Below are 12,443 nucleotides of genomic sequence, written 5' to 3'. Positions count from 1 at the left end.
GGTTTGCCCTTTCGTAGGAGGCTTATCCCTCACACCGGATTACCCCCTCTCCCGCTTGCGGGGGAGGGGGCTGTCCGGCACGAAGGGATCGAACGCCGCGAATCAGCCCGGCTGCCGATCAAAACTGCAACGCGGCCCAACCCCAAACCTACAACTTTTCCCAGTTATCCCCCTCCCACCCGCCCGTTAGCCTGACCCCGTTCCCATCGCGACGAGGAAGGCATCCATGCAGGTTCAAGAAGGCTACGCCGATTTCCACGGCCATCAGACCTGGTACCGGGTCACCGGTGAGCTGGCCAGCGGGCGGTTGCCGCTGGTGGTGGCCCATGGCGGTCCCGGTTGCACCCATGACTATGTGGACAGCTTCAAGGACCTGGCCGAGCGCGGCTGGCCGGTGGTGCATTACGACCAATTGGGCAACGGCCGCTCCACCCACCTGCGCGGAATAGACCCCGGCTTCTGGACGGTGGCGCTGTTTCTCGACGAGCTAGACAACCTGCTGCGCCACCTGGGTATCCGCCAGTACGTGCTGCTCGGCCAATCCTGGGGCGGGATGCTGGCCGCCGAGCACGGGGTGCGCCAGCCTGAAGGACTGCGGGGGCTGGTCATCGCTAATTCGCCGGCGTCCATGGCGCTCTGGCGCGAGGCCGCGGCCGGGCTGCGGGCCGAATTGCCGGCCGAGGTGCAGGCCACCCTGGAGCGCCACGAGGCCGCCGGCACCACCGACTCGCCGGAGTACCGCGCTGCCAGTGAGGTCTTCTATGCCCGCCATGTCTGCCGCGTGCAGCCCATGCCGGCCGAGGTGGCGCGGACCTTCGCCGCCATCGACGCCGATCCCACCGTCTATCACGCCATGAACGGCCCCACCGAATTCCATGTGATCGGCAGTCTCAGGGACTGGAGCGTGATCGAGCGGCTCGAGCGGATCCAGGTGCCGACCCTGCTGATCTCCGGGCGTCACGACGAGGCCACCCCGGCCTGCGTGGAGCCCTTCGATAGACTCATCCCGGATGCCCGCTGGCGCATCTTCGAGCATTCCAGCCACATGCCCCACGTGGAAGAACGCGAAGCCTGCATGGCCACGGTGGCGGTCTTTCTCGCCGAGCTGGAGCGCCGCTAGGCGTCCGCATCCAGGGCGGCGGCAATCTCGTCGATGCGGGTCTGGCGGTCGTCGGCCTGCAGGCGCGGGCGCGGATTGAGCGCCGACCATTCCGGATGGGCCCGGGCCACCTGCACGGCGGCGGGCAGCTTGCCCTCGCGCCAGCGCTGCTCGTCGGGGGCGGCCACCTCGATGGCGCCCTGGGCGGCATGGCCGCGGGTTTCCAGCGCCGCCAGCAATTGTCGCTGCCGGACGGCCAGCAGCCGCAGCACGGCATCGTCGATGGACAGTTCCCGTCCGCCGCGCAGCTTGCCGAACAGCCGCCGACCATAGTGGCCGCCGGTCTGCGCCAGGCCGCCGGCCAGGGCGCCCAGCACCGTGGCGGCGCCCAGGGTCAGACCGCCGGCGAGCAGGTCCAGGCCGACCCCGGCCGCGGCGCCGGCCGCCACGCCGCCGCCTAGGCGGATGCCCAGCAGGCGCAGGGTTTCCGGATTGAAGAGATCGTCGCCCCAGCGCCCGTCCAGCAGCGGCAGGTCGCTGGCGTGGGCATCGCCCGGGCGAAAGCCGAACAGCCGCAGCAGGTCTTCCACGCAGCGCTGTTCGCGGGTGCGCAGGGCGTCGCGCAACTCGGCGGTCGCGGTATTCACCTCGGCTTCGCCAGGCGCCACGCTGCGCCGCGCGGCGGCGGCGTCCACCAGCAGTTCGGCGATCAGCCGCACCCCCTGCTGATGGCGGCGGCGGGCCTGCTCGGCGTGATCGGCGATCAGTCGTTGCAGCGCCGGGCGGCCGCTTTCCAGTAGGGTCGCCAGGCTTTCGTAGAGGCGCGCCTCGCCGTCCGCCGGCGGGGCGACGCTGTCGAAGCGCACCAGGGCGTGCAGGCCGAGGCGGGCCAGGGTGGCGCGCCAATCGTCGGCGCGGTGGCCGTCGGCGGCGACGAAATTGAGCACCGGCACCAGCGGACGACCGCAACCGGCCAGCACCGCCAGTTCGTCGCGGTACTTGGCCAGCACCGGCTCACGGGCGTCGATCACATAGAGACCGGCATCGGAGGCGCGCAGCTGGCGAATCACCTTGGCCTCCTGCTCGAATCGCTGGCGGGCTTCCACGCTGTCGAGAAAGCGGTCGAGCAGGGTGGCGGCGTCCAGGCGTTCGCCGGGGCGCTCCAGTTGCTCGAGGTAATCGCGCAGGGCGATGGCGTCTTCCAGGCCGGGAGTGTCGTAGAGCTCCAGCAGGGCTTCGCCATCCACCGACAGCCGCGCGCCCTCGACATGGCGGGTGGTGCTGGGGCGATGGGAGACCTCGCCGAAGTCGACGTCGCGGGTCAGGGTGCGCAGCAGCGAGGTCTTGCCGACATTGGTGTGACCGACCAGCGCCAGGCGCAGGGGGCCGCTCATGGATTCGTCTCCAGCCAGGCCAGTTCTTCGAGATCGCCGGTGCAGTGTGCCAGGCGCAGGGCATCCAGCGCCTGGCGCCAGTCGTCCAGGCGCACCGGATCGAGCTTGCCGCCCAGGGGCGCGGGCAACAGCCAGACGCGGGTGGCCGTGGCGCAGCGCGACAATTCGGCCAGCAGGGTCAGGGTACCGCGATCCGGCGAGCGGCGGGGATCGCAGGCGATCAGCAGGCGGCGGGCCGGATAGCGGGTCAGCTGTTCGAGCAGATGGCGCCGGCCCTGGCCGTCGTCGAGCACGCCGGCGTCACGCACGCCTTCGGGCAGCGGCGGCGGCCAGGTATGGTCGGTGAGTTCGATGCCCACCAGCAGCGCCTCGTCGCCGGTGCGGGCGAGGCTGCCGGCATCCTGCTGGGGCAGCTGCGCGGGGGCGGCGTCGTTCACCCCGAGGCGTTCGCTGGTGGGCAACAGGCGTTCGCGCAGGTGCAGATAGCCGGGGCGCTCGACGTCCAGCCGCAGCCGCTGGCGACCGCGTCGCCAGCGCCACAGGCAGAGCAGGGTGAGCAGCAGCCGGGGCAGCAGGCCATAGACCAGCACCACGCCGAGCAGCCAGCCGGCCCAGGCCTGGCGTGCCGCGGCCAGGGGGCTGGCGGCATCGCCACTGGCGGCGATGCTGGCCGGGTCGGGCAGCGGAAAGCCCAGTAGCTGGGGCAGGGCGCCGAGCGCCTGGGTCAGCAGCACGAAGGTGTCGCTGCCGAGCAGGGTGGTCTCCCAGACGAACAGATAGCTGCGTCCGGAGAGCAGCGCCAGCAGGGTCGCCAGGGCACTGCCGAGGATCAGCAGCCAGAGGCCGTGGACTAGACCGCCCAGCGCCCAGGGCAGCAGGCGGGCGCGACCGAGCAGCCCGACCAGCGCCGGACCCAGGTGCAGGGCGCGGGCATCCCGCGCCAGGCGGCCGGAGAGCCACAGCCAGAGGCGTGCCAGCGGCGAGGCCAACTGCCGGCCACCCCCCAGCAGGCCAAGGGCCCAGACCAGCAGGCTGAGGAGGTTGAGGCCGAGCAGACTGCCTAGCGCCCAGAACACATTGACCGGACGACTACCGTCGCCCAGCGCCCCGGCGGCGAGACCCGCGCCGCAGAACAGCGCCACGATGCCCAGCAGCCAGGCGGCCAGCAGCGCGCCCTGGCGCCAGCGACGCCGTGCCGCCAGCAGACCGTCGCGCTGACCGAGCAGACGGGCGCGCGTCACCAGTCGCGCCTCGAAGGGACCGCCGGCCGCGCGTGCCTGGCGATTGGCCTCGGCGTCTTCCAGCGGGCCGCTGTCTTCTTCGGTCAGGCGCAGGGCTTCGGTGAGCCAGAGATCCTCGAAGGCGGGAGAGGGGGTTGCGGTCACGCGTCGGCGCCCTTGCGGCAAAAACGCCGAGCATAGTCCCTGGCGCCCTGGCTGTTAACGCCTCTGTTATGCTCTGTCACCATGAAAACCTCTCTCCCCCTGAGCCTGATCGTCGCCGTGGCCGACAACGGCGTCATCGGCATCGACAATCGTCTCCCCTGGCACCTGCCGGCGGAGCTCAAATATTTCAAGGCCGTGACCCTCGGCAAGCCGCTGGTCATGGGTCGCAAGACCTGGGACTCCCTGGGCCGCCCGCTGCCGGGTCGGCTGAATCTGGTGGTCTCCCGTCAGACTGATCTGGTGGCCGAAGGTGCCGAGGTGCGGACGTCGCTGGCCGCTGCCGTGGAGCGTGCCGAGGCCTGGGCCCGGGAACGCGAGGCCAGCGAGATCATGCTGATCGGCGGCGCCCAGCTGTTCGCCGACGCCCTGCCGCTGGCCCAGCGGCTCTACCTGACCCGCGTCGCCCTGGCGCCGGACGGGGACGTGTTCTTTCCCGCCTGGAACGAGGCCGACTGGGAACTCGTCTCGCGGCAGCAGCATGCCGCCGAAGACGACCGTCCCGCCTATGCCTGCGAGGTCTGGGAGCGCCGGGCCTAGGGTCGGTCGTGACACCTGCGTGCTCTTGCCGATGTCTTCCGGTGCTAAGCAAAGCCTAAGGTTGCCCTGGCATAAAGGAGGCTGAGGCGAGCCGCCCGGGCGGCCGGAGGGTGCAGACGTGATGGCGATCGACAGCCAGATGCAGGCGACAACGGCAGGCACCCAACCTGCCCGTCCAGGCGCGACGGGCAATCCGACTACCTCGGCGGCCGACAGTGGCCAGACTGGTGCTGCGTCCAGTGGCAGCGCCGTCGCCGTGGACCTGTCGCCTGCCGCCCAGTTGATCGCCGGTCTGCTGCCGGGGCAATCGAACGGCAATGCCGATCTCGACGGCTTCATGCAGATTCTCCAGCAGCAGATCCGCAGCCAGGGTACCGATGCCGCCGTGCTCGGCGAGATGCCCGAGGGGGCCAGTCCCGACCGTATCCAGTTGGCGAAGCAGGCGGCCAATCACCTGCTGGTGAGCTATTACCATGACGACAGTCGCTATGCCGATGCCTCCACGCAGGATCCCTTCGCCAACCTGGACAGCAACAGCCTGGCGCGTATCGCCAGCGACGATTCCGGCACCTTCACCTCGGCTGAACGTCAGCTCGCCTATTTTGAGGGTGCGCAACGTGGCACCGATGCGGCCAATGTGGCCTTCTCCGGGCTCTCCCCGCAGGATCAGGGTGCCGCGTCCTGGAACTGGGCACCCGCCGCCACGGAAGACGCCGGCATCCTCGGTACGCTGAATCCCGGCATGCCGGATTGGCAACCCAATCAGTTGAGCAGTCAGCTCATCGATAGCCTGAGCCCCAGCGGCGTGGCGACCGCTGCCGCTCAGGAAACCGCCCAGCTATCGGCGCCGACCTTCAACGTCAGCACTGGTGCCGATGGTGCCCCCCAGTGGACGGTGCTGCCTACGGACGGACAGGGCGCAGGGGCAAACACCGCGCTGAATGGCAGTATCCTCACCCAGATGACGGGCACGACAGCCGCGCCGGCGCTGTCGCTCTATCGCCAGATCGCCGCGTTCGGGTGAGTAGGTTGTTGGGCTCAGGTCTGCCTGTTGGGCTTCGACGATGAAGCTGTCTCAGTCCAATCTCCGGGGCGGTAGGTTGGGCTGAGCGCCAGCGAAGCCCAACATCGTGGCGTCGCTCAGATCGCCCGCAGCTTCTTGGCCGGCAGGTAGTCGCGATGAACGCGCTCTTCCACCAGGTACAGCCAGCAGGGACCTTCCACCTGGGGAAAGAGGCGCACTTCCTGGATGCTGCTGGGCTTGGGTTCGCCATTGCCGACCTGCACGGCCACGCTCTGGCCGAGGCGGAAGCGCGGCACCACACCGGCGTCCACCACGCTCTGCTCGGCCTTGGTGGCCGGGCGGCCCAGGTATTCGCCCAGGTCCACCGGACCGGAGGGGCCTTCGGCCACGGTGTCCACATGGAAGCTGTAGGCAGTGGCCAGGCCTTCGTCGCCACCGTGGATCTCGCCCTGCTTGATGCGCGACACGGCCTGGTCGAGGGCTGCGTCGAGCGTCAGTTCGTTGTTCGATTGCAGGGTGATGACGATGCGGCGTTCGAAGGGGTACTGGCTCATGATTTCGACTTTTTCGGCAGAGAGGGAAAAGAAGGGACATCTTGTGCCCCCTTTGGCTGGCCGCTGTCCAGCCGGGGGCGCCCGATCGGTGACCGCGTTTGCAACCCCGGGTGTCCAGGGGCCAGGCGGTCGCTAGGTTCTGTACCAAAAAGCGCCGAGCGAAGGTCAGGCGAGGCCTAGGCGGCCCCGCGAAAAAGGCTGAGGAAGCGGATCGGACTCGCGCTCGAGTTTACGAGCGGTAAATGAGCATTCCGATCGGACTGGCGATCCAGGCCTTTTTCAACGAAGCATCACCGAGCGCAGGCATTTTTCGTACAGAACCTAGTCCTTGCGCCGCTTGAGCTGGTCCTTCAGCTGGGTCGGCACCTCGCGAATGATCAGCAGATCCTGGCCTTCGTCGTATTCGATGCGCGAGCCCAGCAGGTGCGCCTCGAAGCTGATCGATAAGCCCTCGGCGCGGCCGGTGAAGCGGCGGAATTGGTTGAGGGTGCGCTTGTCCGCCGGGATCTCCGGCGCCAGGCCGTAATCCTTGTTGCGGATGTAGTCGTAGAAGGCGCGTGGCGCCTCGTCGTCCATCAACTCGGAGAGGGCGTCCAGGGCCATGGGCTCACCGCGCTTGGCCTGGCTGCTGGCGTAGTCCACCAGGGTGTCGGTCTTTTCCTTGGCGGCCTCTTCCGGAAGGTCCTCGCTCTCCACATAGTCGCTGAAGGCCTTGAGCAGGGTACGGGTCTCGCCCTTGGCGTCGACGCCTTCCTGGCAACCGATGAAGTCGCGGAAGTAGTCCGAGACCTTCTTGCCGCCCTTGCCACGGATAAAGGAGATGTACTGGCGCGACTGCTTGTTGTTGCGCCACTCGGACAGGTTGATGCGCGCCGCCAGGTGCAGCTGGCCCAGGTCCAGGTGCTTGGCCGGCGCCACCTCCAGCTTTTCGGTGACGGTCACCCCCTCGCTGTGGTGCAGCAGGGCGATGCTCAGGTAGTCGGTCATGCCCTGCTGGTACTGGGCGAACAGCACATGGCCGCCGGTGGAGAGGTTGCTGCTCTCCATCAGGCCCTTGAGGTGCTCCACCGCCTGGCGACTGAAGGCGACGAAATCCTGTTCGCCTTCCAGATAGGCATGCAGCCAGCCACTGAAGGGATAGGCGCCGGATTCCTCGTGGAACAGGCCCCAGGCCTTGTTGGGCTTGGCGTTGTAGCTGTCGTTGAGATCGGCCAGCAGATTCTCGATGGCCTGGGAGTCGGCCAGTTCGGCGTCCCGCGCGTGCAGGGTCGCGGGCTGGCCGTCGGGCTTCTTGTCGATCAGATGGACGATGGCGTGACGGATCGGCATGGCGGACTCGGGTAACGGGAAAAGTCGGCCAGTCTAACGCTCCCGCGTCCTGACGGGCAGGCCCCTGGCGCCGCAGGCTCAGCGCGCCGGCGCCGTCTGCTTTTCCTGCAGCGCATTGCCCAGGTGCCGGGTCATGAAGACCGCGGCCTCTTCACGGCGGTCCTCCAGCAGCAGATCGATCAGTTGCAGGTGCTCCTGGCAGCGGCGCTGGGCCTGCTCGCGATCCACCGACTTCTGGTATTCGATCAGCCGGCGCAGGCGATTGAGCCGGCGCAGCGCATCGAGGATGAAGGCATTGCCGGAACAGCGGGCGATGGTCTCGTGCAGGCGGGTGTTGGCGTCGAAGATCTCCGCCGGCGAAGCCTCGAACACCCGGCCCGCGGCCAGCAGCGCCTGCTCGTCGCGGCAGCGCCGCAAGGCCTCGGCATCCAGGGTGAAGTCGGCTTCCCGGATGCCGGCCGGTTCCAGCAGCAGGCGAAAGCGGTAGCTCTGGGCATAGGCATCGGGCGAGGTGAGGCCTTCGACGAAACTCCAGCCGTAGCCCGGCAGGCGCTCGGCCCAGCCTTCCTGGACGATGCGCCTCAAGATGTCGGCCAGTTGCCCGCGGGTGACCTGGTAGCGGCGGATCAGCTCGTTTTCCGTGACCTTGAGCGGCAACTCGCCTTCGATGCGATCGCGGGCGATGGTCAGGTACAGCCGCTCGCTGGCGGAGACCTCTTCGCGCGCCTGGGGCGTGGCATCCAGGGCCGCGGCGGCCACGGCGAAGCCGCCCTCGGGATGCCGCGCCAGCAGGCTCCGGTCGGCCATCTGCTGCAGGGCGCTGCGCACCGGCGAGCGCGACACCCGCAGGCGTTCGGCCAAGGCGCGCTCGGGCAGTCGGGTGCCCACCGCCAGCTGGTGCGAGGCGATGTAGGTGAGGATGTCGGGAATCAGTTGGGAGGCGAGGGTGCCCATGGCAGCGCTGGCGAATCGACCGTAAAGGCCAGGATGCTAGCACGGGACCCGCCGGGCGCAGCCGGCGCGGCGGGTTTCGCGGGGTCGTTCAGTCGCCGCTCGGGCTGACGTCCATGTCCTTGAGCTTCACCAGGCGGCTGCGGTGCTTGAGGCGATAGCCGAGCCAGACGGCGAGAAACAGCGGCAGGCTGATGTAGGTGGCGGCCAGGCCCAGCCAGTCCACGCCGTTCGGTCCGAACAGGGCGGCATAGTTCTGCCCCAGGGTGATCACCAGGCAGAGGGCGAAGGCCAGCAGCGGTCCGAAGGGAAACAGCTTGGCGCGATAGGGCAGGTCTTCCAGGCGGCGACCCTGGGCCAGGTAGCCCTGGCGGAAGCGATAGTGGGACACGGCGATGCCCAGCCAGGCGATGAAGCCGCACATGCCCGAGGTGTTGAGCAGCCAGCCATAGAGCGCCTTGTCGCCCACCAGGGAGGTGAAGAAGCACAGGGCGCCCACTGCGGTGGTGGCGAGCAGGGCGTTGCGCGGCACGCCATTGCGCGCGACGCGGGCGAACAGGCGCGGCGCCTTGCCCTGTTCGGCCAGGCTGTGCAGCATCCGCGTCGAGGCATACATGCCCGAGGTGCCGGCGGAGAGCACCGCCGAAAGGATCACCGCGTTCATCAGGCTGGCGGCGAAGGCCAGGCCGGCGCGCTCGAACAGCAGGGTGAACGGCGAGACGGAGACGTCGGTGGCGTCGTTCTGCAGGAGTCGCGGATCGGTGTAGGGGATCAGCATGCCGATGACGAAGATCGCCAGCACATAGAACATCAGGATGCGCCAGAACACCTGGCGGATGGCGATGGGCACGTTCTTGCGCGGATTTTCCGACTCGCCTGCGGCGATGCCGATCAGCTCGGTGCCCTGGAAGGAGAAGCCGGCGATCATGGCCACCCCGACCATGGCCTGCAGACCGCCGACGAAGGGCGCCTCGCCCTGGGTGAAGATGGTCAGCCCCGGCGGCTCGATGCCGCTGAAGATGCCGAGGATGGCGGCCAGGCCCAGGCCGATGAAGACCACCACGGTGGTCACCTTGATCAGCGCGAACCAGAATTCGCTCTCGCCGAAGCCGCGCACCGATACCGCATTGAGCAGGAACATCAGGCCGAGAAACAGCGCGCTCCAGAGCAGCCCCGGCACCTCGGGAAACCAGAAGCCCATCACCAGCTGCGCCGCCACCAGCTCGGCGGCGATGGTCACCGCCCAGTTGTACCAGTAGTTCCAGCCAAGGGCGAAGCCGAAGCCGTCTTCGACGAAACGACTGCCATAGATGGAGAAGGAACCCGACACCGGCTGGTAGGCGGCCATCTCGCCGAGACTGGTCATGAGGAAATAGACCATCAGGCCGATCAGCGCATAGGCCGCCAGGGCGCCGCCCGGACCGGCGGTGGCCACGGTGGCGCCGGAGGCGACGAACAGGCCGGTGCCGATGGAGCCGCCGATGGCGATCATGTTGAGGTGACGGGGCTTGAGCCGGCGCTGCAGACTCGGAGAGGCGGTGGACATGGGGTTTCCAGCTGGCAGTTGAAGGGGCCGGACGTTGGCTCTGGCGGCCATTCACGGTCATGGGGCGCAGGGCGGTGCACCCACCGGCTGCGGCGACCTGCACGCGCAGGTGGCAAAAAAGCGGCGAAGCTTAGCAGGCTAAGGGCGTCAGGTGGGATGGCGGTCGTCGGTGCGCCGCTGTCGCAGTCCGATCATCGCCGGGCCGCGCTTCGGCTAGCATGACCCAGGGTCCCAGCAGGCAGCGCAGCGTGATCGATTCCAGAACCTTTGGCAGCGGTATCCAGGGCAAGAACTACCTGCAATTGCAGTCGATGCGACCGCGGCCGGAATTTTCCCGGCTGGTCGGCTTCATCCTGCTCGATCACTTTTCCCTGCCGTCCTTTACCCAGGCGCTGGATACCCTGGTCACCGCCAACCTGCTGGCCGCCGGCACCTTCGCCACCCGCACCTACAGCCCGACCGGCGCCGAGGTACTCAGTGACCTCGGCATCGTCATCCGCCCGGACGGCGACTACCGTGCGGCGGAGGGCGCCCGCTTCGATCTGCTGGTGGTCTGCGGCGGCCTGCGGACGCCGCTGGAACTGGATCCACGGCTCAAGGCGCTGCTGCTGCGCGTGGCCCGGCAGCAGGTGACCCTCTGCGGCCTGTGGAACGGCGCCTGGCAACTGGGCCAGGCCGGGCTGCTGGACGGCTATCGCTGCGCCATCCATCCCGAACAGCGCAGCGCCTTCAGCGAACGGGTGCGCGGGTGCAAGACCTCGGCGGAAAGCCATGTGCTGGATCGCGATCGGCTCACCGCGGCCAGTCCCAGCGGTGCCTTCCACCTCTTTCTCGAATGGATCGGCGCCCAGTGCGGGAGCGCCCTGGCCGATGGCCTGGTCAACATCCTGGCCTTCGAAGAATCGCGCTTTCGCCAGGTCAATCCGACGCTCAAGGTGCAGATGACCCCGCCGCTGCGCGAGGTGGTGACCTTGATGGAGGCCAACATCGAGGAGCCCCTCACCATCGAGCAGCTGTGCGACTACGCCGGCCGCTCGCGGCGCCAGGTCGAGCGACTGTTTCGCGAGCAGCTCGATACCGCGCCCATGCGCTACTACCTGGAGCTGCGCATCACCGAGGGGCGCCGGCTGCTGCAGCATTCCACCCTGTCGGTGCTGGAGGTGGCGGTGGCCTGCGGCTTCACCTCGGTCACCCACTTCAGCAAGAGGTATTCGGCCTACTTCGGCTATCCGCCGTCCAAGGAGCGGCGGCTCAAGTACTAGGCTGCAGCAGGCCCGCAGCACGCGCGCGGAGCGGCCGGAAGGGCCCGCCTCAGAGCGTTTCGTCGGCGTACCGGAACGGCTCCGCGCCGTCTCGCTCGAAACTTCACCCCGGGCATCTCGGCCTGCGTGCTGCGGCGAAGGGGGCTGACTGTCCTAACGAGCGAGGAAATGCCATGACCGATCCACGTAACGTCGCCCACGACAAGAAAGTGCAGCAGGAAAAGAAGCATCAGGGCGAGGACATCGCACCCGATGCCGAGCACGCGCCGCAACCGGGCAAGAAACCCGCGCTCAAGGACCACGACGAGCAGGCCGACGACAAGGCCTGACCGCCCGCCGGCCTCGCCACGCGAGGCCTTCGCCGATGCTGACGGCCGTCGGCATCGCACCCCAGAGAGTCACCCGCCCAGCGCCGGCTCCGGTTGCCGGGTCCGCTCCGCCGCATTCAGGCACAGCAATCCCGCCAGGGCGAACAGCAGGCCGAGCAGCATGCCCGGCGCCAGGGGTTCGTCGAAGCAGGCCCAGGCCCAGAGCAGTGCCACCGGCGGACTCAGGTAGAGCGCGCCACTCACCGCCTGCGGGCTGCCCTGACGCAGGCACAGCCAGTAGAGGCCGAAGCCGAGCAGGGTCGGGATCAGCAGCCAGAGCACCGCCAGGGCGAAGCCGAGGGTCAGCGGTGGCGTCAGCGGGCCTTCCACCCCGGCCACCCCCAGCATCACCAGACTGCTGGCCGCGAGCTGGATGAACAGCTGCGTCCGCAGCGCCAGTCGACTCGGCGGCAGGCGACTCTGCACCAGGGTCGCCAGCGCCAGGGCCAGGGCACTGCCCAGGGGCAAGGCATAGGCCCAGGCGGGGGCCACGCCCAAACCCAGTCCCGCGCCGGTGGCCAGCAGGACGCCCGTCAGGCCCAGGCCCAGGCCGAGCCACTGGCGGCCGTTGGTGCGCTGGCCCGGCAGCAGGCAGCAGCCCAGCGCCACCAGCAGCGGCGACAGATCCGACAGCAGCGCCGCCAGCCCGGGTGAGACGCCCAGTTCGATGGCCTTGGCCGCCGGTCCTACCGCGCCGGCAAAGGCCAGCACGCCGATGCCCGCCTGCTGACCGATGATCTTCAATGGCAAGCGCCGCACCTCGGCCCAGGCGAAGGGCAGCAGCAGGAGGGCGGCCAGCAGCAGGCGCCAGCAGGTCACCAGCAGGGTAGGGGCCTGGTCCGCGGCGTAGCGATAGCCGACGAAACCGGCGCTCCAGCAGAGCACCAGGGCGAGTTGGCGCAGCAAGTGGGAAGACAGGATGGCAGACATGAGC

The 12,443-nt window shown here is 68.6% G+C and carries 12 protein-coding genes; 5 read left to right on the top strand and 7 right to left on the bottom strand.

Annotated features, from left to right (window positions below; all coding sequences use genetic code 11):
- Positions 1 to 226: 226 nt before the first annotated feature.
- Positions 227 to 1,120, top strand: a complete 894-nt coding sequence (locus PSEK12I1_RS0109060; RefSeq protein WP_027601330.1) for a proline iminopeptidase-family hydrolase — start codon at positions 227 to 229, stop codon at positions 1,118 to 1,120.
- Here the strand turns inward: PSEK12I1_RS0109060 and PSEK12I1_RS0109055 are convergent.
- Positions 1,117 to 2,493, bottom strand: a complete 1,377-nt coding sequence (locus PSEK12I1_RS0109055) for a GTPase/DUF3482 domain-containing protein (RefSeq protein ID WP_007162562.1) — start codon at positions 2,491 to 2,493, stop codon at positions 1,117 to 1,119. The genes PSEK12I1_RS0109060 and PSEK12I1_RS0109055 overlap by 4 nt on opposite strands.
- Positions 2,490 to 3,878, bottom strand: a complete 1,389-nt coding sequence (locus PSEK12I1_RS0109050; RefSeq protein WP_027599053.1) for a DUF2868 domain-containing protein — start codon at positions 3,876 to 3,878, stop codon at positions 2,490 to 2,492. Before PSEK12I1_RS0109050 ends, PSEK12I1_RS0109055 begins: the two co-directional genes overlap by 4 nt.
- 81 nt (positions 3,879 to 3,959) lie before the next feature.
- On the opposite strand from PSEK12I1_RS0109050, the gene PSEK12I1_RS0109045 reads away from it, so the two are divergent.
- Entirely contained in the window at positions 3,960 to 4,475 is a 516-nt protein-coding gene (locus PSEK12I1_RS0109045; protein ID WP_027601329.1) for a dihydrofolate reductase, read from the top strand.
- Between the two features lie 121 nt (positions 4,476 to 4,596).
- A complete protein-coding gene (locus PSEK12I1_RS0109040) occupies positions 4,597 to 5,499 on the top strand; it encodes a hypothetical protein (protein ID WP_027601328.1) in 903 nt (300 codons plus the stop codon).
- A 116-nt stretch (positions 5,500 to 5,615) separates the two neighbouring features.
- Here the strand turns inward: PSEK12I1_RS0109040 and PSEK12I1_RS0109035 are convergent, their stop codons facing one another.
- The 4 genes from PSEK12I1_RS0109035 to PSEK12I1_RS0109020 form a co-directional block, all read right to left on the bottom strand.
- On the bottom strand, positions 5,616 to 6,053 hold the full coding sequence (locus PSEK12I1_RS0109035) for a hypothetical protein (RefSeq protein ID WP_007162558.1): 438 nt from the start codon (positions 6,051 to 6,053) through the stop codon (positions 5,616 to 5,618).
- Positions 6,054 to 6,374: 321 nt separating this feature from the next.
- The gene (gene yejK / locus PSEK12I1_RS0109030; protein WP_027601327.1) at positions 6,375 to 7,382 is read right to left on the bottom strand and encodes a nucleoid-associated protein YejK; all 1,008 of its coding nucleotides are present in this window, start codon (positions 7,380 to 7,382) and stop codon (positions 6,375 to 6,377) included.
- Between the two features lie 78 nt (positions 7,383 to 7,460).
- Positions 7,461 to 8,336 carry a GntR family transcriptional regulator gene (locus PSEK12I1_RS0109025; RefSeq protein ID WP_027601326.1) on the bottom strand — a complete coding sequence of 292 codons (876 nt, stop codon included), beginning with the start codon at positions 8,334 to 8,336 and terminating at the stop codon, positions 7,461 to 7,463.
- Positions 8,337 to 8,424: 88 nt separating this feature from the next.
- On the bottom strand, positions 8,425 to 9,879 hold the full coding sequence (locus PSEK12I1_RS0109020) for an amino acid permease (RefSeq protein WP_007162555.1): 1,455 nt from the start codon (positions 9,877 to 9,879) through the stop codon (positions 8,425 to 8,427).
- 218 nt (positions 9,880 to 10,097) lie between these two features.
- On the opposite strand from PSEK12I1_RS0109020, the gene PSEK12I1_RS0109015 reads away from it, so the two are divergent.
- Together PSEK12I1_RS0109015 and PSEK12I1_RS24760 are read left to right on the top strand one after the other, a co-directional pair.
- Positions 10,098 to 11,141, top strand: a complete 1,044-nt coding sequence (locus PSEK12I1_RS0109015) for a GlxA family transcriptional regulator (RefSeq protein WP_007162554.1) — start codon at positions 10,098 to 10,100, stop codon at positions 11,139 to 11,141.
- A gap of 173 nt (positions 11,142 to 11,314) precedes the next feature.
- Positions 11,315 to 11,470, top strand: a complete 156-nt coding sequence (locus tag PSEK12I1_RS24760) for a hypothetical protein (RefSeq protein WP_007162553.1) — start codon at positions 11,315 to 11,317, stop codon at positions 11,468 to 11,470.
- A gap of 69 nt (positions 11,471 to 11,539) precedes the next feature.
- On the opposite strand, the gene PSEK12I1_RS0109005 is transcribed toward PSEK12I1_RS24760, so the two are convergent.
- The gene (locus PSEK12I1_RS0109005; protein ID WP_027601324.1) at positions 11,540 to 12,439 is read right to left on the bottom strand and encodes a DMT family transporter; all 900 of its coding nucleotides are present in this window, start codon (positions 12,437 to 12,439) and stop codon (positions 11,540 to 11,542) included.
- Between the last annotated feature and the right edge of the window lie 4 nt (positions 12,440 to 12,443).

This window comes from Pseudomonas sp. MOIL14HWK12:I1 (assembly GCF_000510705.1).
GTDB lineage: Bacteria > Pseudomonadota > Gammaproteobacteria > Pseudomonadales > Pseudomonadaceae > Chryseomonas > Chryseomonas oryzihabitans.
The sequence above is the reverse complement of the archived record's forward strand: the minus strand, read 5'-3'. Positions and strand labels throughout refer to the sequence as shown.